Annotated in this window: 16 protein-coding genes; 4 read left to right on the forward strand and 12 right to left on the reverse strand. The window is 72.9% G+C overall.

Annotated features, from left to right (window positions below; all coding sequences use genetic code 11):
• Positions 1-93: 93 nt before the first annotated feature.
• On the forward strand, positions 94-849 hold the full coding sequence (locus OG788_RS20995; RefSeq protein WP_351541508.1) for an SIS domain-containing protein: 756 nt from the start codon (positions 94-96) through the stop codon (positions 847-849).
• A gap of 83 nt (positions 850-932) precedes the next feature.
• Here the strand turns inward: OG788_RS20995 and OG788_RS21000 are convergent, their stop codons facing one another.
• Positions 933-2,321 (reverse strand): PAS domain-containing protein, encoded by a 1,389-nt coding sequence (locus OG788_RS21000; RefSeq protein ID WP_406372688.1) that lies wholly within the window; start codon positions 2,319-2,321, stop codon positions 933-935.
• 736 nt (positions 2,322-3,057) lie between these two features.
• On the opposite strand from OG788_RS21000, the gene OG788_RS21005 reads away from it, so the two are divergent.
• The gene (locus OG788_RS21005) at positions 3,058-4,113 is read left to right on the forward strand and encodes an isopenicillin N synthase family dioxygenase (protein WP_406372690.1); all 1,056 of its coding nucleotides are present in this window, start codon (positions 3,058-3,060) and stop codon (positions 4,111-4,113) included.
• Positions 4,114-4,129: 16 nt separating this feature from the next.
• Here the strand turns inward: OG788_RS21005 and OG788_RS21010 are convergent, their stop codons facing one another.
• Positions 4,130-5,230, reverse strand: a complete 1,101-nt coding sequence (locus tag OG788_RS21010; protein ID WP_351541513.1) for a citrate synthase 2 — start codon at positions 5,228-5,230, stop codon at positions 4,130-4,132.
• 441 nt (positions 5,231-5,671) lie between these two features.
• On the opposite strand from OG788_RS21010, the gene pdxH reads away from it, so the two are divergent.
• Complete coding sequence (gene pdxH, locus OG788_RS21015) at positions 5,672-6,310, forward strand: pyridoxamine 5'-phosphate oxidase (RefSeq protein WP_406376806.1); 639 nt, start codon at positions 5,672-5,674, stop codon at positions 6,308-6,310.
• Positions 6,311-6,447: 137 nt separating this feature from the next.
• Here pdxH and OG788_RS21020 read toward each other — a convergent pair whose 3' ends face one another.
• The 8 genes from OG788_RS21020 to OG788_RS21055 all read right to left on the reverse strand — a co-directional run bounded on the left by OG788_RS21020 (position 6,448) and on the right by OG788_RS21055 (position 16,715).
• Positions 6,448-7,065: a TetR/AcrR family transcriptional regulator gene (locus OG788_RS21020; protein WP_266759901.1), complete on the reverse strand. Its 618-nt coding sequence runs from the start codon at positions 7,063-7,065 to the stop codon at positions 6,448-6,450.
• Positions 7,053-7,787, reverse strand: coding sequence for an enoyl-CoA hydratase family protein (locus tag OG788_RS21025; protein WP_356461438.1), 735 nt, complete (start codon positions 7,785-7,787; stop codon positions 7,053-7,055). The genes OG788_RS21020 and OG788_RS21025 overlap by 13 nt, the downstream gene beginning before the upstream one ends.
• Positions 7,784-9,349 (reverse strand): 4-coumarate--CoA ligase family protein, encoded by a 1,566-nt coding sequence (locus OG788_RS21030; protein ID WP_406372691.1) that lies wholly within the window; start codon positions 9,347-9,349, stop codon positions 7,784-7,786. Before OG788_RS21030 ends, OG788_RS21025 begins: the two co-directional genes overlap by 4 nt.
• Positions 9,350-9,366: 17 nt before the next feature.
• Positions 9,367-10,527, reverse strand: a complete 1,161-nt coding sequence (locus tag OG788_RS21035; RefSeq protein ID WP_406372693.1) for an acyl-CoA dehydrogenase family protein — start codon at positions 10,525-10,527, stop codon at positions 9,367-9,369.
• Positions 10,528-10,685: 158 nt separating this feature from the next.
• Entirely contained in the window at positions 10,686-12,557 is a 1,872-nt protein-coding gene (locus OG788_RS21040; RefSeq protein ID WP_406372694.1) for an acetyl/propionyl/methylcrotonyl-CoA carboxylase subunit alpha, read from the reverse strand.
• 8 nt (positions 12,558-12,565) lie between these two features.
• Positions 12,566-14,164 (reverse strand): acyl-CoA carboxylase subunit beta, encoded by a 1,599-nt coding sequence (locus OG788_RS21045; protein WP_406372696.1) that lies wholly within the window; start codon positions 14,162-14,164, stop codon positions 12,566-12,568.
• Entirely contained in the window at positions 14,161-15,915 is a 1,755-nt protein-coding gene (locus OG788_RS21050; RefSeq protein WP_406372698.1) for an acyclic terpene utilization AtuA family protein, read from the reverse strand. Before OG788_RS21050 ends, OG788_RS21045 begins: the two co-directional genes overlap by 4 nt.
• On the reverse strand, positions 15,912-16,715 hold the full coding sequence (locus tag OG788_RS21055) for a TIGR03084 family metal-binding protein (protein ID WP_351541532.1): 804 nt from the start codon (positions 16,713-16,715) through the stop codon (positions 15,912-15,914). Before OG788_RS21055 ends, OG788_RS21050 begins: the two co-directional genes overlap by 4 nt.
• Before the next feature lie 326 nt (positions 16,716-17,041).
• Between OG788_RS21055 and OG788_RS21060 the strand changes: the two genes are divergently transcribed.
• On the forward strand, positions 17,042-18,019 hold the full coding sequence (locus tag OG788_RS21060) for an EamA family transporter (protein ID WP_406376807.1): 978 nt from the start codon (positions 17,042-17,044) through the stop codon (positions 18,017-18,019).
• Positions 18,020-18,072: 53 nt separating this feature from the next.
• Here OG788_RS21060 and OG788_RS21065 read toward each other — a convergent pair whose 3' ends face one another.
• Together OG788_RS21065 and OG788_RS21070 are read right to left on the reverse strand one after the other, a co-directional pair.
• The gene (locus OG788_RS21065; protein ID WP_406372700.1) at positions 18,073-19,197 is read right to left on the reverse strand and encodes a lipid II:glycine glycyltransferase FemX; all 1,125 of its coding nucleotides are present in this window, start codon (positions 19,195-19,197) and stop codon (positions 18,073-18,075) included.
• 47 nt (positions 19,198-19,244) lie between these two features.
• The gene (locus tag OG788_RS21070) at positions 19,245-22,175 is read right to left on the reverse strand and encodes an FAD-binding and (Fe-S)-binding domain-containing protein (RefSeq protein ID WP_406376808.1); all 2,931 of its coding nucleotides are present in this window, start codon (positions 22,173-22,175) and stop codon (positions 19,245-19,247) included.
• Positions 22,176-22,243 lie beyond the last annotated feature (68 nt).

The raw sequence follows: 22,243 nt of genomic DNA on the forward strand, positions 1-22,243 counted from the left end.
GCACCGGGCAACCGGTTCAGCCGCCCGTCCGCCCCGTGCCGACCCGACGCCGACGAGACGTCCGAGCGACGAGACTTCTAAGGGGCTTCGCCGATGAGCGACAGCAAGCTGGCCGGGCAGTTCTTCGACGCCGCGATCGGCCTGCTGCGGCAGGTACGGGACGAGGACGCCGGGGAGATCGAGGCGGCCGGGACCCTGATCGCCGACACCGTCACCGAGGGCGGCCGGCTCTTCGCCTTCGGCGCCGGGCACTCCTCGCTCGCCGCGCAGGACATCGTCTACCGCGCGGGCGGTCTCGCCCTGATGAACCTGCTCACCGTGCCGGGAGTCGTGGGCGTCGACGTCATGCCCGCGACGCTGGGCTCCGCCCTGGAGCGGGTCGACGGTCTGGCGAGCGCCGTCCTCGACTGCAGCCCGCTGCGTTCCGGCGACCTGCTGGTGATCATCTCGCTCTCCGGCCGCAACGCGCTCCCCGTGGAAATGGCCATGAACGCCCGCGCCCTGGGCGTGAAGGTCATCGGCGTCACCTCCGTCGCCTACGCCACCGAGACGACGTCCCGGCACGTGTCGGGCACCTACCTCAAGGACCACTGCGACCTCGTCCTCGACTCGCGTATCCCGGTCGGCGACGCGGAACTCACCGTGGACTCCATCGAGGCACCCTTCGCCCCCGCCTCGACCGTCGTCACCTCGGCCCTCCTGCAAGCCGTCATGGCCACCGCCGCCGGCGCCCTCGCCGATCGCGGCATCGAACCGCCCCTGCTCCGCTCGGGCAACGTCGACGGCGGCCACGAGTGGAACGGACGGATCATGACGGAGTACGGGGACCGGATCTTCTACCGCCGCTGAGAGGACTGACGGGGGCGCCCAGAGGTACGCGTCCCCGGCGGTCCCAGGGGGACGGCGCGAGGAGTTCGCGTCCCGGGGCGGCCTCAGGGCCGTCCCGTCAGCCCTTCCAGGTCCAGCGCCATCGCGATCCGTACGGCCACGTCCTCCGCGTACATCGCGTCCGCGCGCTCGAACCGGCTGCGCCCCGCGCTCCGCAGGAACGTCACGACTCCCAGCGTCCGACCGCGGCTGCGCAGCACCGCGCACAGGGCGTGCACGGAGTCGCGCGGCCACTGGCGGGCGAGAGCCCACTCGCGCGCCTGCTCGGCGTCGGCCGCGCCCGCGTCGGCCCGTACCGACCCGGCGCGTTCCACGCACTGCAGCGCGGGGTGCCCCTCGGCGTAGCGCACGGGCAGCCCGGCCTTGCCGGTGAGGATGCTAGGCCCGGGCGCCCCGGCCGGTGTGGCGACGGTCCGGACGAGCCGCACAGGCCCCTCCGCCTCCCCGTCCACGAGCCGGCCCCCGGCCACCCGGTCGACCAGGGCGTGGTCGGCGAAGCCCGCGAGGGCGAAGTCGAGGTGGATCGTGGCGGCCTCGCCCGGGTCCTCGCACTCCGCGGCGGCCCGCGCCGCGCGGTGCAGCTGGTTGGCGCGGAAGCGCAGCAGCGCCGCCTCCTGCTCGGTCTGCTTGGCCTCGGTCACGTCCTGGAAGAGCCAGCCGACGCCCAGGGGTACGGGTTCCTCCGCGAGCGGCGAGGCGAGCCGCAGGAAGCCGCTGCGCCAGCACCGGCGCTTCTCGCCCTCCGGCGTGCGCACGCTCACCCACAACTCCGCGGGCGCGGGCGGCGCGCCCTCGGACAGAACGTGGGTGAAGGCGCTCTCCAGTTCCTCGACGCCCTGGGAGAGCAGCTCCCCCAGGGGGCGGCCGAGAACGGAGGTGCGTCCGGTCCCGAGTGCCTTCGCGGCGTGCGCGTTGACCACGGCGGGCCGCAGGTCGGCGTCGACCAGCACCACGCCCCAGCTGGCGTCCTCGAACAGCGCCTCGCTCAGGGCTATGGACCGTTCGAGGTCGATCTGGGCGTGCACCTCGCTGAAGGCGCAGTACACCCCGGCGGGCTTGCCGTCCGGGCCGCGGACGGCGGCGGACTGGGTGCGGACGAGCACGCGGCCGCCGTCCTTGGTCAGGAGCGCGAACTCGTGCACCTGGCGGCCGGGGGCCTCCATCGAGGACATCAGCCGGGCCTCGACCTCTTCGGCGTCCGCGGTCCGCACGGCCCAGCCTGCGAAGCCGTGCCGCCCCACGGCCTCGGCCGCCGTCCACCCGAGAATGCGCTCGGCCTCGCGGTTCCAGTGCGTCACGGCCCCGTCGGCGTCGAAGGCGCACAGGGCCGCGTCCATGCCGTCCAGCAGCGCGGCAAGCAGATCCGAACCATCCCGATCGGGCTCGTCCGGGCCCAGCTCGTCGGTGGTCCCACTACGCCGGGAAGCACTCACCTGGACCCCCTGCAGGCTGCGTCCGTGTGTACGACGCGACAGTTCGCTCACTGGTCACCATTCAACTCGAACGTGACCCAGCCCACACCTCGTTCCCCGAAGATTGGACGAAATCGTTGTACGCCGGATTTTCGCCCCGTCCGTCCCAGGAGCACCCGTCCCGCCACTTCTCCATAAATCGCTTGAGGCTCCCCGGATGTCTTCCTAGAGTGCTGCCCACGTAGGAGAGGAGGTGGTTCGGCTCATGACGGAAACCCGGACATACGAGGTGACTGCGGGCTAGCGGCCCGTTGTCGGACTCGGTTCGGCGCCGGACCAGCATGTGTGATGCGCATGCAGCCGGCCCAATCCAACGCAGTCACCCGACCCGCGAGCTCGCCGGTGCGTCCGGCCGGCCCCTTCGCCGCACGGCGGAGGGACCCGAGCTCGCGGGTCGTCTGCGTTCCGGCACGAGTGCGTGTCATGTCCCGCCGGGGCGGGCGCCGGGGCCCGGGAGGGCGTTCGGCCCGAGTGACCCGGGTCACAGGAGGATCGCGGGGGCGGCAGTATCCTGTGGCCATGCCTCCGATGCTCGTCCGACGCCGCCACGTGGATTTCGTGCGCGTCACGAGCATGGGCTGTCGGCGCTCTGCCTGACCGGCCCCCTTCGCACCGCTTCTCCTCCACCTGGCACCCGTGGCCCCCGCCCCACCCCTGGCGGCCGCCCGGGCACCCGTACACCCCGCGGACGCATCTCATGACGACGAACACGTCTTCCACGCCTGCCCCGAGCGGGCAGCGGTTCCCCTCGTACCAGCAGCTTCCGATCATCGATCTCTCCGCCGCCGACCGCGGCCCCCAGGCGCGCGCACTGCTGCACGCGCAGTTGCACAGCGCCGCCCACGACGTGGGGTTCTTCCAGCTCACCGGGCACGGGGTGACCGAGGCCGAGACCGGCGCGCTGCTGCGGGCCATGCACCGGTTCTTCGCGCTCCCCGAGGCCGACCGGCTGGCCATCGACAACATCGGCTCGCCGCACTTCCGCGGGTACACGCGGACGGGTGACGAGCGGACCGGCGGCAGCCAGGACTGGCGGGACCAGCTCGACATCGGGGCCGAGCGGACCGCGCGGACACCCGGTCCCGGCGAACCCGCGTACTGGTGGCTCCAGGGGCCGAACCAGTGGCCGGCCGCGCTGCCGGAACTGCGGACGGCCGCGCTGGCCTGGATCGAACGTCTGAGCGCGGTCGCGCAGCGACTGCTGCGCGAGCTGCTGACCGCCATCGGAGCTCCGGCCGGCTTCTACGACCCGGTCTTCGGCGAGCGGGCCCACCCGCACCTGAAGCTGGTCCGGTATCCGGGGAGCGCGGGCGACGGCGCCGGCCAGGGCGTGGGAGCGCACAAGGACTACGGATTCCTGACGCTCCTGCTCCAGGATCAGATCGGCGGGCTGCAGGTGCAACGCGAGGACGGCCGCTTCCACGACGTGCCGCCGCTGCCGGGCGCCTTCGTGGTCAACCTGGGCGAGCTCCTGGAGGTCGCCACCAACGGGTATCTCGTGGCGACCAACCACCGGGTGGTGAGCCCGGCCGGGGCCACCGAGCGGTTCTCGGTGCCGTTCTTCTACAACCCCCGCCTCGACGCCCGGGTCGAGCCGCTGCCGTTCCCGCACGCCTCCGCCGCGCCCGGCGTCACCGACGATCCGTCGAATCCGCTCTTCGCCGAGTACGGCTTCAACGAGCTGAAGGGCAAGCTGCGGGCGCACCCGCTGGTCGCCGCCCGTCATCACGCGGAGCTGCTCACTCCCGCGTGATGACCGGCGACGGGGGTCAGTGGGCGATGTCCCCGTATCCCTCGATCTCCTGGGGGCTCCGCGAGCCGGGGCCCACGTAGTGCGCGGAGGGACGCACGAGGCGGCCCGTGCGCTTCTGCTCCAGGATGTGCGCCGACCAGCCCGCGGTACGGGCGCACGTGAACATGGACGTGAACATGTGGGCCGGGACCTCGGCGAAGTCGAGGACGATGGCCGCCCAGAACTCGACGTTCGTCGCCAGGACACGGTCCGGGCGGCGGGCGTGGAGCTCGGCGAGAGCGGCCTTCTCCAGGGCTTCGGCGATCTCGAAGCGGGGGGCGCCGAGCTCGCGCGCGGTGCGGCGCAGCACCCGAGCGCGCGGGTCCTCGGCGCGGTACACGCGGTGGCCGAAGCCCATCAGGCGTTCGCCCTTGTCGAGGGCGTGGCGCACGTACGCGTCGGCGTCCCCGGTGCGCTCGATCTCCTCGATCATGCCGAGGACACGGGAAGGGGCGCCTCCGTGCAGCGGACCCGACATGGCTCCCACGGCGCCGGAGAGCGCGGCGGCGACGTCCGCGCCCGTCGAGGCGATCACGCGCGCGGTGAAGGTGGAGGCGTTCATGCCGTGCTCGGCGGCGGAGGTCCAGTAGGCGTCGACGGCGGCGACATGCTTGGGGTCGGGCTCGCCCCGCCAGCGGATCATGAACCGTTCGACGACGGAGTGGGCCTTGTCGATCTCGTTCTGGGGGACCATCGGCAGACCCTGCCCGCGGGCGGACTGGGCGACGTACGACAGAGCCATGACGGCGGCGCGGGCGAGGTCCTCGCGGGCCTGCTGCTCGTCGATGTCGAGGAGGGGTTTGAGGCCCCAGACCGGGGCGAGCATGGCGAGCGCGGACTGCACGTCGACACGGATGTCACCGGAGTGGACGGGGATCGGGAACGGCTCGGCGGGCGGCAGGCCGGGATTGAAGGCGCCGTCGACGAGGAGTCCCCAGACATTCCCGAAGGAGACATGGCCGACGAGGTCCTCGATGTCGACGCCCCGGTACCGGAGGGCGCCGCCCTCCTTATCCGGTTCGGCGATCTCCGTCTCGAACGCGACGACTCCTTCGAGTCCGGGTACGAAGTCGGACATCAGGCGGCTCCTCGTGATGTGTACGACAAATGATGTTGTGGGGTCTCTGTGACCCTGTGCCCTTGCAGGGGTGACGGTCGACGATCGTGCGGTTCGCGAGCCGGTTCCACGGTCGTTTTACGAAGACTCTCGAATGGTCTCCGAAAGATCTCCGCCGGCTCGCGGTCCGAAACGGTCACTCCGGTGATGCCCCGTGCGGCCGGTCATCCAACCGGAACGGCAGCAGCACGATATCTCCGAGTGCCACCCTTGGGGAGGGTACGCGGCACTGAGTGCCACTGCGTGACGAAGGACACCCGCCCGCGGAAGCGGGCACGGATACGGCAGGATGACGGCGTGACCGATCGTTTCCCGGACGAATCCACGACCGAGCCCCTCATCCGGCGCGCGGCCGAGGCCGCCGAGGCCGCTGACGAGGAGATCGCCGACGACCCCGCCGCCATGCGGGCCCATTACCGCGCCGAGGGCCTCGACGAGAGCGATCTCGCCGCGCACCCCATGGACCAGTTCTCCCGCTGGTTCAAGCAGGCGGCACAGGCCGCGGTGCACGGCTTCGTGCACGAGCCGAACGCGATGGTCGTCGCCACGGCGGACGCCGAGGGCCGGCCCAGCTCGCGCACGGTGCTGCTCAAGCAGTACGACGAGCAGGGCTTCGTCTTCTACACCAACTACGACTCGCGCAAGGCCCACGAGCTGGCCCGCAACCCGTACATCTCGCTGCTCTTCCCGTGGCACCCGATGGCCCGGCAGGTCATCGTCACCGGGACGGCGCGACGCACCGGCCGGGACGAGACCGCCGCGTACTTCCGCACCCGCCCGCACGGCTCCCAGCTCGGCGCCTGGGCGAGCACGCAGTCCACGGTCATCTCCTCGCGCACCGAACTGGACGCCTCGTACGCGGAGCTGAGCGAGCGCTATCCGGAGGGCGAACAGGTGCTGGTGCCGCCGCACTGGGGAGGCTTCCGGGTCGCCCCGCAGACGGTCGAGTTCTGGCAGGGCCGCGAGAACCGCCTCCACGACCGGCTCCGCTACGCGGCCGAGCCGGACGGCAGCTGGCGGATCGAGCGGCTCAGCCCCTGACCGGCGGACGGGTCCGGGCCCGGCCGCCGCTCACCTTCCCGGCACGTACGCCGGTTCGGACGTACGCCTCCGCGGCGGCTCGCCCGGGATGCCCGGCCGTTCGGCGCGCTACCCCGGCGTCCGGCTCCTCGGCGCGCTCAGCCCAGCGCCTCCTCCACGATCGCGCCCCACTGCGCCACGACCCTCTCCCGGCGCGCCGCGTCATCGGTGAGCAGGTTCGCGAGGCCGAGCCCGCGCGCCATGTCGAGCAGGCCCTGCACCGTCTCGCGCACGCCGGGGCGGGACTCGTCCGCGCCCAGCAGGTCCACCGCGATGCGGTGGCTCTCGCGTCCGACGCGGGCCTCGAGCTCGGTCACGCGCGAGCGGAGCTGGTCCTCGTTGGAGGCCGCGACCCACAGGTGGAGTGCCGCGCGGAACAGCGGCCCGGTGTAGAGGCCGACGAGGGCGGTGACGACGACACGCCGGTCGGCGGGGCCGTCGGGGAAGAGGGCGCGCAGGGCGGTGGAGCGCTCTTCGGCGACGTACTCGACCGCCGCCGTGAAGAGGTCCTCGCGGGTGGGGAAGTGGTGCTGGGCGGCGCCCCGGGAGACACCGGCGCGCTCGGCCACGACGGAGACCGTGGAGCCCGCCCAGCCGTGTTCGGCGAGACAGGCCACGGCGGCTGCCAGGAGCCGCTGCCGGGTGGCCCGGCTGCGGTCCTGTTTGGGGACGTGCGGAGTACGTGCCGCGTGCTCCGTCGCGCTCACACCACCCATGCGGGATCCCGTCGTTCGAGGAAGGCCGTCATCCCCTCGCGGGCCTGCGCGGAGGAGAACAGCCGGGCCGAGAGCGCGGTCAGGTCCGCCGCGTCCCGGTCGAAGGCCTCCAGCACCTTAGCCGTGAGCAGCTCCTTCGTCTCGGCGAGGCCTTGCGGGGACGACCGGCGCAGCCCGTCCAGAACGGGCGCGAGTACGGCGTCCACGTCCTCGCCGGCCGCCGTCAGGAGCCCCGTGCGGACCGCCTCGGCGGCGTCGAAGCGCTCGCCGGTGAGGTAGTAGCGGGCGAGGGCGCGGGGGTCGGTGCGCGGCAGCAGCGGAAGCGAGATCACGGCGGGCGCGACCCCGATGCGTACCTCCGTGAAGGCGAAGCTCGCCTCCGGTCCGGCCACCGCGATGTCGCAGGCCCCGAGCAGGCCGAGGCCGCCCGCCCGGACGTGCCCGGTCACCCGGGCCACGACGGGTCTGCGCAGCTCGACGATCTGCCGCAGCAGCCCGACGAAGGCGTCCGGATGCGGCGGTTCGCGCAGGTCGGCGCCCGCGCAGAAGGTGTTCCCGGTGTGGGTCAGGACGACCGCGCGGGTCTCGTCGTCCTTGCCGCAGCGGGTGAGCGCGTCGGCCAGCTCGCCCACGAGGGCGGCCGACAGGGCGTTGCGGTTGGCCGGCGAGTCGAGGGTGAGGGTGGTGACGGCGCGATCCCGCGCCGTACGGACGACGGTCATGAAAGGCCTCGCAGTTCCCGGCGCAGGATCTTCCCGGAGGCCGCCCTCGGGACGGCGTCGATGAAGGTGACGAGACGGACCCGCTTGTACGGGGCGACGCGCTCGGCGACGTGCATCATCACCTCTCCCTCGGACAGGCCGGCGGCGGAGGGCTGGCGCACCACGAAGGCGTGCGGTACTTCGTTGTGGTCCTCGTTGTAGGCCCCGACGACGGCGGCGTCGGCGATGCCGGGGTGGGTGAGCAGCAGCGCCTCCAGCTCGGCGGGCGCGACCTGGAAGCCCTTGTACTTGATGAGTTCCTTGACCCGGTCCACGACGAACAGCCAGCCGTCCGCGTCCACGTGGCCGACGTCCCCGGTGTGCAGCCAGCCGTCCGGGTCGATCATCGCGGCGGTCGCGTCGGGGCGGCCCAGATAGCCCTTCATGACCTGGGGACCCCGGACGACGATCTCGCCGGGCTCGCCGACGCCCAGGTCCTTGCCCGGGTCGTCGAGGGAGACGATGCGCATCTCGGTGCCCGCCACGAGCTTGCCGACCGTCCCCGGGGGCGCGTCCTGGGCGCTCAGCGGGACGACGTGGGTGCCGGGCGACAGCTCCGTCATGCCGTACGCCTGGCCCACCGGCGGCAGCCCCAGCCGTGCCGAGCACGCGGCGGCGAGCGACGCGTCCAGGGGCGCGGCCGAGCAGATGATGTATTTCAGGGACGACAGGTCGTACGCGGCGACCGCCGGATGCTTGGCGAGCGCGAGGACGATCGGCGGCGCCACGTACAGGCCGGTGATGCGGTGTTCCTGGATGGCGGCCAGGAACGTGTCGAGTTCGAAGCGGGGCAGGACGACGACGGTGGCACCCTGCCTCAGGGGCGCGTTCATCAGAGCCGTCAGCCCGTAGATGTGGAAGAACGGCAGCACGGCGAGGATGCGGTCACCCGGGCCCATCGGCATGGCCGGCGAGAGCTGCGCGAGATTGGTGGCTATGGAGCGGTGGGTGAGCATCACGCCCTTGGGGACGCCGGTGGTGCCCGAGGAGTACGGGAGCGCCGCCACGTCCTCCACGGGGTCGATGTCGACCTGTGGTTCGGGGGCGGAACCGCTCAGCAGGTCGACCAGCGAGCGGTGTCCGGGCGCCTGGTCGCACACGAAGATCTCCCGTACGCCGCCCGCGAGTTCGGCGGCCTGCCGGGCCGCGTCCAGCAGGGGCGAGACGGTCACGATCCAGCGGGCCGAGGAGTCCCGCAGCTGTTTGGCGAACTCCTCCGGCGTGGCGAGCGGGTGCACCGTCGTGACCGACGCACCCGCGCGCGTGGCCCCGTAGAAGACCGTCGGGAAGGCGATGGTGTTCGGGCTGTGCAGGGCCAGCACATCGCCCTTGCGCAGCCCCGCCTCGGCCAGCGCGGCGGCCAGTCGCCGGTGGAACAGGTCGAGTTGGGCGTAGGTGAGCGTGGTGCCGTCGACACCGTCGACGAGCGCGGGTGCGTCGCCGCGCTCGGCGGCGTGGCCGAGGACGGCGTCGTGGATGGGCTCCTCGACGGCCGGTACATCTGCGTACTCGCTGCGGAACACGGTTCCTCCTAGAGCGGTCAGTACGACTTGGGCAGACCCAGGGTCTGGTGGGAGACGTAGTTGAGAATCATCTCCCTGCTCACCGGCGCGATACGAGACACGCGCGCCGCCGTAATCAGCGAAGCGAGGCCGAACTCCCGCGTGAGGCCGTTGCCGCCAAGGGTGTGCACGGCCTGGTCGACGGCCCGTACGCAGGCCTCCCCCGCCGCGTACTTGGCCATGTTGGCGGCCTCCCCGGCCCCGATGTCGTCCCCCGAGTCGTAGAGGAACGCCGCCTTCTGCATCATCAGCCGGGCCAGTTCGAGTTCGATGTGGGCCTGCGCCAGCGGGTGCGCGATGGCCTGGTGCGCGCCGATCGGCGCCTTCCAGACGGTGCGCTCCCGCGCGTACTCGACGGCCTTGGCGAGCGCGAAACGGCCCATGCCGATCGCGAACGCGGCCGTCATCACGCGCTCCGGGTTGAGCCCGGCGAACAGTTGCAGCAACCCCGCGTCCTCGTCGCCGACGAGCGCGTCGGCCGGCAGCCGTACGTCGTCCAGGGTGAGCTCGAACTGCTTCTCGGCACTGGCCAGTTCCATGTCGATCTGCCGCCGCCCGAAACCCTCGGTGTCGCGCGGGACGATGAACAGGCAGGGCTTGAGGCTGCCGGTGCGCGCGTCCTCGGTGCGGCCCACGATAAGCGTCGCGTCGGCGATGTCGACGCCGGAGATGAACACCTTGCGGCCGTTCAGGACCCAGTCGGTGCCGTCACGGCGGGCCGTGGTGGTGATCCGGTGCGAGTTGGAACCGGCGTCGGGCTCGGTGATGCCGAACGCCATGGTGCGGGTGCCGTCCGAAAGGCCCGGCAGCCACTGCCGCTTCTGCTCCTCGGTCCCGAAGCGGGCGATGACCGTGCCGCAGATGGCGGGCGAGACGACGAGCATCAGCAGCGGGCAGCCCGCCGCGCCCAACTCCTCCAGCACGATCGACAGTTCCGCGATGCCGCCGCCTCCGCCGCCGTACTCCTCCGGGAGGTTCACCCCCAGGTAGCCGAGCTTGCCCGCCTCGGACCAGAGCTCGTCGGGGTGGCCGCCCTCGGCGACGGCCTTGGTGAGGTACTCGCGGCCGTAGCGCTTGCCGAGAGCGGCGACCGCGGAACGGAGCGCCTTGTGTTCGTCGGTCTCTGTGACAGGGCTCATGACGGCTCCTCGGTACGGAGGTTCGGAACGGAATGTGCTGCCTGTACGTAGCTGTTCGCGCCCGCGCGGCTCAGGTCCGCGCGATGGTGCGGCCCGGCGCCCCGGCACCGGGCGCGTTCTCACCGGGCGTCGACCCGCGGTGCCTGCTCCTGCGCTGCCTACTCGCGCGTCACCGGTTCCTGCGCTGCCGCCTCCTGTACGACGGCCAGCAGCGCGCCCACCTCGACCTGCTGCCCGACGGCGACGTGCAGGGCGCCGAGTGTTCCTGTCGTCGGCGCGGAGATCCTGTGCTCCATCTTCATCGCCTCCAGCCACAGCAGGGGATCGCCTGCCCGCACGGCGGCTCCCTCGGCCAGTCCCTCGGCGACCCGGACCACGGTGCCCGGCATCGGAGCGAGCAGCGAACCGGGAGCCCGGTCCGCGGCCGGATCGGGGAAGCGGGGGAGCGCGGTCAGCTCGGTGGCGTTCACGAAGACCTGGCCGTCGGCGTACCGCGCGACCTCGAACGTCCTCCGTACGCCGTCCACTTCGAGGACGACCCGGCCCGCGTCGGCGTGTGCCACCCGCACCCCGTCGGCCGCGAGCCCCTCGCGCGTGTGCCGGTAGGTGACCTCGTGCTCGGCACCGTGCATCAGATAGCGCTTGGTCTGCGGCTGCGACGCCAGGTTCCGCCAGCCGCCGAACCGCGAACGGCCGTGCGCGTCGGCCAGAGCGGCGGCCAGCGGGGCGTACGGATCGGGCGCGGGCTCGGTCAGCGCGGCGAGGTGGCGGCCGTAGAAACCCGTGTCCATCCGGGCCCCGGCGAACTCCTCGTGCCGCAGCGACCGCACGAGGAGATCCCTGTTGGTGACCGGTCCGTGGATCGTGGCCCGCTCCAGCGCGCCGGACAGCTTCCGCAGGGCCTCCGCGCGCGTACCCGCGTGCGCGACGACCTTCGCGAGCATCGGGTCGTAGTGGATGCCGACGGAATCCCCGTCGGTGAAACCCGTGTCCAGCCGGACGCCGTCCGGGACGGCGATCCGGTGCAGCGTTCCCGTCTGCGGCGCCCACGCGCCCGCCGGGTCCTCCGCGTACAGCCGGGCCTCCACCGCGTGGCCCCGCGCGCGCGGGGGGTCGCTCTCCAGCCGCTCCCCCTCCGCGACCCTGAGCTGCAGGGCCACCAGATCGACCCCGAACACCGCCTCCGTCACCGGGTGTTCGACCTGGAGACGCGTGTTCATCTCCAGGAAGTGCGCCGTGCCGTCGGCGACCAGGAACTCGACCGTGCCGGCGCCGACGTAGTCCACCGCGCGGGCGGCCCGCACGGACAGGTCGTACAGCGTCCGCGTGAGCTCGTCGCCGAGCCCGGGAGCCGGCGCCTCCTCGATGACCTTCTGATGGCGGCGCTGGAGGGAGCAGTCACGCGTGCCCAGCGGCCAGACCGTGCCGTGCGCGTCGGCCAGGATCTGCACCTCGACGTGCCGGCCGCCCTCCACGTACGGCTCGACGAACACCTCCCCGTCCCCGAAGGCGCTCAAAGCCTCCGCGCGGGCCGCCTCCAGCTCGGCGTCGAGATCCGCCAGGTCGCGGACGACCCGCATCCCGCGCCCGCCGCCGCCGGAGGCCGCCTTGACCAGCACCGGCAGGTCCGCCGCGGTGACCCGCTCCAGCGGGGCGAGTCCCATCAGCTTCTTCGCACGGGTCTTGGAGGCCATCGCCTCGATCGCCTCCGGCGACGGACCGACCCACACCAGCCCCGCGTCGATCACCGCCCGCGCGAAATCGGCGTTCTCCGACAGGAACCCGTAGCCCGGGTGCACGGCGTCCGCACCGGCGTCCAGCGCGGCCCGCACGATCAGATCGCCCCGCAGATAGGTCTCCGAGGGCGCCGCGCCCGGCAACCGCACCGCCGCGTCCGCCACCCGCGCGTGCAGGGCGTTCTCGTCGGCGTCGGAATACACCGCGACCGTGCGCACCCCCGCCTCACGGCAGGTACGGAAGACCCGGCAGGCGATCTCGCCCCGGTTGGCGACCAGCAGACTCGAAATCATTCGATTCCTCACATCCGGAAGACGCCGAAGCCACCGCGCGCGCCCTCGAAGGGCGCCGTGTGGATCGCGGACAGGCACAGGCCGAGGACGGTGCGGGTGTCGCGCGGGTCGATGACCCCGTCGTCGTACAGCCGCCCGGACAGGAACATCGGCAACGACTCGGACTCGATCTGCTGCTCGACCATGGCGCGCAGCGCCGCGTCCGCGTCGTCGTCGTAGGGGTGCCCCTTCGCGGCTGCCGACTGCCGGGCGACGATCGACAGGACGCCCGCGAGCTGCTGCGGTCCCATCACGGCCGACTTGGCGCTGGGCCACGCGAACAGGAAACGGGGGTCGTAGGCGCGCCCGCACATCCCGTAGTGGCCCGCGCCGTAGGAGGCGCCCATCAGCACCGACAGATGCGGGACCCGCGAGTTGCTCACCGCGTTGATCATCATCGCGCCGTGTTTGATGATGCCGCCCTGCTCGTACTCCTTGCCGACCATGTAGCCGGTGGTGTTGTGCAGGAAGAGCAGCGGGATGTCGCGCTGGTTGGCCAGCTGGATGAACTGGGCGGCCTTCTGGGACTCGGCGCTGAACAGCACGCCCTGGGCGTTGGCGAGGATGCCGACCGGATAGCCGTGCAGGCTCGCCCAGCCGGTGGTCAGGCTCGTCCCGTACAGCGGCTTGAACTCGTCGAAGTCCGAGCCGTCGACGATCCGGGCGATGACCTCGCGCGGGTCGAACGGATGCTTGAGATCGCCCGGGACGATCCCCAGGAGCTCGTCCTCGTCGTACTTCGGGGGCGCCGCCGGAACCGGATCGCCGTACGCCTTGCGGTGGTTCAGCCGGGCGACCACCCGCCGGGCCTGCCGGAGCGCGTCCCGCTCGTCGACGGCGAAGTGATCCGCGAGACCCGACACGCGCGCGTGCATCTCGGCGCCGCCCAGCGACTCGTCGTCGCTCTCCTCGCCCGTGGCCATCTTCACCAGCGGCGGCCCGCCGAGAAAGACCTTCGCCCGCTCCTTGACCATGATCACGTGATCGGACATCCCGGGGACGTACGCGCCCCCGGCCGTCGAGTTCCCGAAGACCACGGCCACCGTGGGGATGCCGGCCGCCGACAGCCGCGTGATGTCACGGAAGATCGCGCCGCCGGGAATGAAGATCTCCTTCTGCGACGGCAGGTCCGCGCCGCCCGACTCGACCAGGCTGATGCAGGGCAGCCGGTTGGCGAGCGCGATGTCGTTCGCCCGCAGCGCCTTCTTCAGGCTCCACGGATTGCTCGCGCCGCCGCGCACCGTCGGGTCGTTCGCCGTGATCAGGCACTCGACCCCCTCGACGACGCCGATCCCGGTGACGAGCGAGGCGCCCACCGCGTAGTCGCTGCCCCAGGCCGCGAGCGGCGACAGCTCCAGGAAGGGCGTGTCCGGGTCGAGCAGCAGCTCGATCCGCTCACGGGCCAGGAGCTTGCCGCGTCCGCGGTGCCGGGCGACGTATTTCTCGCCGCCGCCCGCGAGCGCCTTGGCGTGCTCGGTCTCCAGGTCCGCGAGCTTTCCGAGCATGGTCGCGCGGTGGGCCGCGTACTCGGGGCTCCTGGTGTCGAGCGCGGAGGAAAGCACGGTCACAGAAGGACCTCCGGAATATCCAGGTGACGGGAGCGGAGCCATTCGCCGAGGGCCTTGGCCTGGGGGTCGAAACGGGCCTGGGAGGCGACGCCCTCGCCGAGGATCCCCTCGACCACGAAGTTGAGGGCGCGGAGGTTGGGAAGGACGTGCCGGACGACCTTCAGATCACGGGTCTCCGGCAGCAGACTCCGGAACGTGTCCGTCGTCAGGTGATGGGCCATCCACCGCCAGGCGTCGTCCGTACGCGCCCAGACGCCGACGTTGGCGTTCCCGCCCTTGTCCCCGCTGCGCGCCCCCGCGACCAGCCCGAGCGGCGCCCGCCGCGTCGGCCCCGCGGGCAACGGCACGGGCAGGGGCGGCTCTTCGGGGGTTTCCAGTGCGAGGGTGTCGTCGGCAGGGGGCACCGCGACCCGGCGTCCGTCGGGGAGCACCGCCACATGTTCCACGGCGTCCTGGGGGACGTGGACGTCCTCGAAGACCCCGTAGGGCGAGCCCGGACCGGGCGGCGCCATCACATGGAATCCGGGGTAGCTCGCCAGCGCCAGTTCCACGGCGGCTCCGCTCAGCGCCCGGCCGACGGCCCGCTGGTCCTGGTCGCGCACGACGAGCCGGAGCAGGGCGCTCGCGGTCTCCTCGGTGGGGGCGTCGGGGTGGTCGGTGCGGGAGAGGTCCCAGCGGACGTCCTCCGGGCGGGACTTGGCGGCGTCGAAGGCCGCCTCCAGTTGGGCCCGCACGAGCGCCGCCTTGCGTTCGATGTCGAGGCCGGTCAGCACGAAGACGACCTCGTTGCGGAAGCCGCCGAGCCGGTTGAGGCCGACCTTGAGGGTGGGGGGCGGGGCCTCGCCGCGCACCCCGTCGATGCGTACCCGGTCCGGGCCCTCCTGGGTGAGCGCGACCGTGTCGAGGCGGGCGGTGACGTCGGGCCCCGCGTACCGGGCGCCCTGCGTCTCGTACAGGAGCTGCGCGGTGACCGTGCCGACGTCGACGAGGCCGCCGGTGCCGTCGTGCTTGGTGATGACGCTGGACCCGTCCTCGTGGAGTTCGGCGAGCGGGAAGCCGGGGTGGCGCAGCCGGGCCGGGTCGTGGTCGGCGAAGAAGGCGTAGTTGCCGCCGGTGGCCTGGGTGCCGCACTCCAGGACGTGCCCGGCGACGACGGCGCCCGCGAGCCGGTCGTGATCGCCCGGCCCCCAGCCGAAGTGGGCGACGGCCGGTCCGGTGACCAGCGCGGCGTCGGTGACGCGCCCGGTGACGACGATGTCCGCGCCCTCGCGCAGACACGCGGCGATGCCCGAACCGCCCAGGTAGGCGTGCGCGGCGAGGCTGCCGACGGGGATCCCCCCTGGCCGAGCGAGGTCGAGAGCCGGGGAGCGGCGGTGCGTGAGGTCGTCGCCCTCGACGTGGGCGACGCGCACCGGAACGCCCAGCCGGCCGGCCAGCTCCCGCACGGCGTCGGCGAGTCCGGCCGGGTTCAGGCCGCCCGCGTTCGTGACGAGACGTACGCCGCGCTCGTGGGCGAGGCCGAGGCACTCCTCCAGCTGGCGCAGGAAGGTCTTGGCGTAGCCGCGTCCGGGGTCCTTCAGCCGGTCGCGGCCGAGGATCAGCATGGTCAGCTCGGCGAGGTAGTCGCCGGTGAGGATGTCGAGCGGGCCGCCGGTGAGCATCTCGCGCATCGCGTCGAAGCGGTCGCCGTAGAAGCCGGAGGCGTTGCCGATGCGCAGGGGGCGGGCCGGGGTCGCGGCTCCCCCGGTCACCGGCCGGCCTCCTTGGGCTCCCGCCCGGCTCCCGGCGGACCGGCGAAGGCCTGCGCGATGTCCAGCCAGCGGTCGGCTTCGGGGCCCTCCGCCCGTACGGCGAGGTCGGCGCGGTGGGCGCGCTGGGTCACCAGCAGGCAGAAGTCGAGGGCGGGGCCGGTGACGCGCTGCGGGGCGTCGGCCGGGCCGTAGGTCCACATCGCGCCGGAGGGGCCCTCGAGTTCGACGCGGAACTCCTCGGCGGGTGCGGTGAGGCCGTGCACGGCGAAGGCGAAGTCACGGGCGCGTACGCCGATACGGACCACGTGCTTGAGCCGGTCGGTGGGTGGGCGCACCACGCCCAGAGCGTCGGCCACGTCCTGTCCGTGGGCCCAGGTCTCCATGAGGCGCCCGGTGGCCATGGAGGCGACCGACATGGGCGGGCCGTACCAGGGGAACCGGGTTCCGGCGGGTGCCGCGCGCAGGGCCGTCTCCAGGGCGGTCCGTCCTTCGCGCCAGCCGGCGAGCAGCCGGGCGGGCGGCTGTGCGGCGCCCTCGTCCGCGCCCTCGTCCACGAAGCCGTCGGGAGAGGCGAGCGCCTTCTCGACCTCCTTCGCGAAGGCCTCGGCGTCGGTGACGGCGAGCAGGGCGGACCGGTCGGTCCAGGCGAGATGCGCGATCTGGTGGGCGACGGTCCAGCCCGCGGCGGGCGTGCCGAGGGCCCACTGCCCCTCGTCCAACTCCCCCACCAGCCGGTCGAGTTCCTCACTCTCCCGGTGCAGATCGTCGATCACGGAGACCACGGACGACGCGTCGGACACGATGCGCTCCCCTCGGGACACGACGGTGTGTGGCACGGAGCATGGCAGCGCCCGAAGAAACAAGCAAGCATGCTTGCATTAATTCAGGCCGACGCCGGGGCGGGGTCCGGCATGAAAGCCGCCGCCGAGTTGTTCCACCCGGCGACGGTACGCGCGGCGCGATGGGCGGGCTCGGGCGGCCGGCCCGCGGGTACGCCCCCCCTCGGGCGACCCGGGCGATTCTTTGAGACAGTTGCATAACGAGTTCACACGCCTGACCAAGTCCACTACTCTGGACTGGCAGGTGCAGCATGATGAACGAACGCGTCGATCCCCTGGAAGGTCCCGTGAACACCCCCAGCGCCGCCCCGTCCTCCCCGGCCTCGGCCGCCCCCGCCCTGGCGCCCGTGCCCGCGGCCGGTGCGCCCACGGCGGGCGGTTCCGGTCGGCGTGGTGCCCTCGGGCCCGTGGGCCTGGTGCTCGCCGGAGGGATCTCCGTGCAGTTCGGCGGAGCTCTCGCGGTGAGTCTGATGCCCCGGGTGGGCGCCCTCGGCGTGGTGACGCTGCGGCTGGTGGTGGCCGCGATCGTGCTGCTGCTCGTCTGCCGTCCGAAGGTGCGCGGACACTCGCGTGCCGACTGGAACACGGTGGTCGTCTTCGGCTTCACCATGGCCGCGATGAACGGCCTCTTCTACCAGGCGGTCGCCCGCATTCCGCTCGGCACGGCCGTCACGCTCGAGGTGCTCGGCCCGCTCGCCCTCTCCGTCCTCACCTCCCGCCGCGCCGTGAACCTGCTCTGGGCGGGCCTCGCCCTCGGCGGCGTCTTCCTGCTCGGCGGCGGCGGAGGCTTCAGCAGCCTCGACCCCGCGGGTGTCGCCTTCGCCCTGGGCGCGGGCGCCATGTGGGCGGCGTACATCATCTTCAGCGCGCGGACGGGCAGACGCTTCCCCCAGGCCGACGGCCTCGCCCTGGCCATGGTGGTCGCGGCGGTGGTGTTCCTGCCGCTCGGGATCGTCGAGTCGGGCTCGAAGCTCCTCGTCCCGACGACGGTCGCCCTGGGAGCCGCGGTGGCCATGCTCTCCTCGGTCCTGCCGTACACCCTCGAACTCCTCGCCCTGCGCCGCCTCCCCGCCTCCACCTTCGCCATCCTGATGAGCCTCGAACCGGCCGTGGCCGCCACCGCCGGTTTCCTCGTCCTGGACCAGGCCCTCTCCCTCACCGAGTCCCTCGCCATCGCCCTGGTCATCGCGGCGAGCATGGGCGCGGTGCGCACCCAGGTGGGCCGCGGGAAGGCCAAGGGCCTCGAGGCGAACCTGGACGGCTAGCGGGACCGGGGCCCCGGCCCCGCCCCGACCCCGACCCGGTGGTCAGCGACGGGTCAGCGGCGGGTCATGTACAGGTCGAGGGCCTTGTGCAGGAGCCGGTTGATGGGGAAGTCCCACTCTCCGAGGTACTCCGCCGCCTCGCCGCCCGCGCCCGCCTTGAAGCGGAGGAGGCCGACGAGGTGATCGGTCTCGTCCAGGGTGTCGGTGATGCCGCGGAAGTCGTAGACGGCGGCGCCGAGCGCGTGGGCGTCGGTCATCATGCGCCACTGGATGGCGTTGTTGGGCTGGACCTCGCGCTTGCGGGCGGTGGAGGCGCCGTAGGAGTACCAGACGTGGGTGCCGACGGTCAGCATGGTGGCCGCGGCGAGGACGTCGCCCTCGTGGTGGGCGAGATAGAGCCGCATGCGGTCGGGGTCCTCGTCCGTCAGCGAGGTCCACATCCGCTGGAAGTAGGGCAGCGGGCGCGGGATGAAGCGGTCGCGCTCCGCCGTCTCCGCGTACAGCTCGTAGAAGGCGGGCAGGTCGTCGTAGCCGCCCCGGACCACCTGGACGCCGGCCTTGTCGGCCTTCTTGATGTTGCGCCGCCACTGCTGGTTGAGGCCCTTGTGGATCTCCTCCAGCGACCGTCCGGCGAAGGGGACCTGGAAGACGTAGCGGGGCTGCCCGGCCGCGAAACCGTCCTCGCCGCCCGGCTCGGTCCGCTGCCAGCCCATGCCCCGCAGCCGCTCGGCGATCTCGGCGGCCCCCGGCTCCCGCGAGGTCGCCGTCACCTCGCCCAGCCGCCGGGCGGCCGGATCGGCGATGGCCGTCTTGACCGCGTCCGCGCTCCAGCGGCGCACGACCACGGGCGGGCCCATCTTCACGCTGAACGCGCCGCGTGACTTGAGATGCGCCAGCATCGGCCGGAGCCAGCGTTCGGCGAGGTCCGGGGCGTGCCAGTCGATGACGGGGCCCTCGGGCAGGTAGGCGAGGTACCGCTTGACCTTCGGCAGCGGGCGCAGCAGCACGAGGCCGGCCCCCTGGAGCCGTCCGTCCTCGTCGAACCAGCCGAGGCTCTCGGCCCGCCAGTCGGGCTTCACGTCGCCCCAGGACGGCACCTGCATGTGGCTGGCCGAGGGCCGCGAGCGGACGAACGCCAGATGTTCGTCACGGGTGATCGCCTGCAGGCGGAGGCTCATGCGCACTGCTCCTCGAAGTCCTCGGGTCGTTGGAACCGCCAGCGTACTTACGCGGATCCCGCTCTCCCGCCGTCCCGCGAACCGTTCTCCAGGGCTTCTGCAAGCACCTCCGCCAGGTGGCGGCCGCGCCGGTCGGCCAGGTGGGCCAGCTGGGTCCGGCAGGAGAAGCCGTCGGCGAGGATCACCGCGGTGTCGTCGGCCGCCCGTACCGCCGGGAGCAGCTGTTCCTCGGCGCAGGCCCGCGACACCTCCTCATGACCCTTCTCGAAGCCGAAGTCGCCCGCGAGACCGCAGCAGCCCCCGGCGAGGGTGCCGGTCAGACCGGTCGCGTCGCGCAGCCGGCGTTCGGCGGCGTCGCCGAGGACCGCGTGCTGGTGGCAGTGCGTCTGGCCGACGGCCGGGCGGTCGATGCGGGGCGGTGTCCAGCCCGGCGCGTGCCGTTCCAGTGCCTCCGCGAAGGTCACCACCGCAGCCGCCAGCCGCGCCGCGCGCGGGTCGTCGTGCAGCAGCTCGGGGAGGTCCGTGCGCAGCGCTGCGGCGCAGCTCGGTTCCAGGACGACGACCGAGAGGTCCTCCAGGTCGAGGTAGGGCTCCATGAGGTCGAGGGTGCGCCGGAGCACGGCGCGGGCGCGGTCGAGCTGGCCGGTCGAGACGTACGTCAGTCCGCAGCAGACGCGCCGGCGGCGGCGCGGCAGCAGTGCGGTGAGGCGGAGGGGGCCCCGGGTGACCCCGTCGCCGATGGGCCCGTGCCGCATCACCGTCCGCGGGGGCAGCAGCACGGCCAGCCCCGCGGCCTCCAGCACCTGTACGGCCGCGCGTCCGACGGACGGTGCCAGGTGTTCGGTGAAGGTGTCCGGCCAGACGAGGACCGTCCTCCCGCCGAAGCCCGGGAACAGCTCGTCCGCGTCCCGCCGCTCCCCGCCCCCGCGTCCCCGGCGCACATACGCCCGTACCCGGTCCCGGAACCGTCTCGACCACCACTGGCTGAACGTCTCCGGCGCCAGGCGGGGGATCTCCCGTTCGGGCGCGATACCGCCCAGGCGCTTGGCGAGAGCGGCCAACGGGCGCAGGGACGCGAGGGAGTTGACGAGCCGTGCCGAGCGGGTGCGGGTGACCGCCGCGAGCCAGGCCGGGAGCCGGCCCATGGCGTAGTGCGCGGCGGGGCGTCGGCGACCCGCGTAGTGGTGGTGGAGGAACTCCGCCTTGTAGGTGGCCATGTCGACGCCGACCGGGCAGTCGGACCTGCATCCCTTGCACGACAGGCACAGGTCCAGCGCGTCGCGGACCTCCGTCGAGCGCCATCCGTCGGTGACGATCTCGCCGGCCAGCATCTCGTGCAGCAGCCGGGCCCGCCCGCGCGTGGAGTGCGCCTCCTCGCCGGTCGCGCGGAAGGAGGGACACATGACCTCCGCGCCGCCCGGCACGGAGGCCGTACGGCACTTGGCGACGCCCACGCAGCGGCGCACGGCCGCCGAGAAGTCTCCGCCGTCCGCCGGGTAACCGAACGCCACGTCCACCGGGCGGTGCGGCAGCACCGCGAACCGCAGGTTCTCGTCCAGCCGGTGCGGGCGGACGAGCATGCCGGGGTTGAGCAGGCCGTCCGGGTCCCAGAGGTCCTTCGCCCGTTCGAAGAGGCGGACCATCTCGGCGCCGTACATCTCCGGCAGCAGTTCCGCGCGCGCCTGCCCGTCCCCGTGCTCGCCGGACAGGGAGCCGCCGTGGGAGACGACGAGGCGGGCGACCTCCTCCGAGAAGGTGCGGAAGCGGGCGACGCCCGTCGTGGAGATCAGGTCGAAGTCGATCCGGACGTGGATGCAGCCGTCGCCGAAGTGCCCGTACGGCGTGCCGCGCAGCCCGTGGTCGGCGAGCAGCCGCCGGAAGTCCCGGAGATAGGCGCCCAGCCGGGCGGGCGGCACGGCGCAGTCCTCCCAGCCGGGCCATGCCTCGCCGCCGGGTCCGCGGCCCCCGCCGGACGCGGAGCCGTCCCCGGTGTCCGGCATCCGGGTCGCCGTGCCGCTCGCGTCCTCCCGCAGCCGCCACAGCGCCCGCTGCCCCGCCGGATCGGTGACCACCAGGGCGTCCCGTACGTCCGCCGCCCGCACGATCGCGTCCGCACGCGCGCGTGCCTCCGCCGGTGACCCGCCGCCCGTCTCCACGAACAGCCAGGCCCCGCCGCGCGGCAGTCCCGCGTCGGCGCGCACGAGATCGGCGGCCATCCCCTCCACGGTCAGCGGCCCGTGGGGCAGCAGACCGGCGGCGGCGTCGGCCGCGGCGCTCTCGTCGGGGTAGGCGAGGACGGCCAGGGCCCGCGCGCGAGGGGCCTCGACCAGTCGTACGACCGCTTCCGTGAGGACGCCCCAGGTGCCCTCCGAGCCGCAGAAGGCGCGGGCCACGTCCGCGCCCCTCTCGGGCAGGAGCGCGTCGAGGGCGTACCCGGAGATCCGTCGCGGGAGGTCCGGGAAGCCGGTCCTCAGCAGGGCCAACTCGCTCTCGACCAGGGCCCGGAGGCCGTCCGGGGCGCCCTGCCCGTCCCGGCCGAGGCGGAACGACTGCCCGCGCGCGCCGACGACCGACAGTTCCCGCACGTTGTCCGCCGTGGTGCCCCAGGCGACCGAGTGGGAGCCGCAGGAGTTGTTGCCGATCATTCCGCCGAGGGTGCAGCGGCTGTGGGTGGAGGGGTCGGGGCCGAAGCGCAGACCGTGCGGGGCGGCGGCTTCCTGGAGACGGTCGAGGACGGCACCGGGCTGGACGACGGCCGTACGCGCGTCCGGGTCGAGCGCGACGATCCGGTTCATGTGGCGGGTGAAGTCCAGGACGACTCCGGTGCCCGTGGCCTGTCCGGCGATCGAGGTGCCGCCGCCGCGCGGCACGACCGGCACCCCGTGGGCGCGGCACACGGCGAGGACCGCCGTCACGTCGTCGGCGTCGCGCGGGGCCACGACGCCGAGCGGTACCCGACGGTAGTTGGAGGCGTCCATGGTGGTCAGCGCCCGTGCCGTGGCGTCGAAGGAGACCTCGCCGCGCACGGCGTTCACCAGCTCGGACC

Source organism: Streptomyces sp. NBC_00647, from assembly GCF_045207245.1.
Taxonomy (GTDB): Bacteria; Actinomycetota; Actinomycetes; order Streptomycetales; family Streptomycetaceae; genus Streptomyces.

Coding starts and splice junctions, on each gene's coding strand:
- OG788_RS20995 (WP_351541508.1), top strand. CDS start 94: ATGAGCGACAGCAAGCTGGCCGGGCAGTTCTTCGACGCCGCGATCGGC.
- OG788_RS21005 (WP_406372690.1), top strand. CDS start 3,058: ATGACGACGAACACGTCTTCCACGCCTGCCCCGAGCGGGCAGCGGTTC.
- OG788_RS21010 (WP_351541513.1), bottom strand. CDS start 5,230: ATGTCCGACTTCGTACCCGGACTCGAAGGAGTCGTCGCGTTCGAGACG.
- pdxH (WP_406376806.1), top strand. CDS start 5,672: ATGCGGGCCCATTACCGCGCCGAGGGCCTCGACGAGAGCGATCTCGCC.
- OG788_RS21020 (WP_266759901.1), bottom strand. CDS start 7,065: ATGGGTGGTGTGAGCGCGACGGAGCACGCGGCACGTACTCCGCACGTC.
- OG788_RS21025 (WP_356461438.1), bottom strand. CDS start 7,787: ATGACCGTCGTCCGTACGGCGCGGGATCGCGCCGTCACCACCCTCACC.
- OG788_RS21035 (WP_406372693.1), bottom strand. CDS start 10,527: ATGAGCCCTGTCACAGAGACCGACGAACACAAGGCGCTCCGTTCCGCG.
- OG788_RS21040 (WP_406372694.1), bottom strand. CDS start 12,557: ATGATTTCGAGTCTGCTGGTCGCCAACCGGGGCGAGATCGCCTGCCGG.
- OG788_RS21065 (WP_406372700.1), bottom strand. CDS start 19,197: ATGAGCCTCCGCCTGCAGGCGATCACCCGTGACGAACATCTGGCGTTC.
- OG788_RS21070 (WP_406376808.1), bottom strand. CDS start 22,175: ATGGACGCCTCCAACTACCGTCGGGTACCGCTCGGCGTCGTGGCCCCG.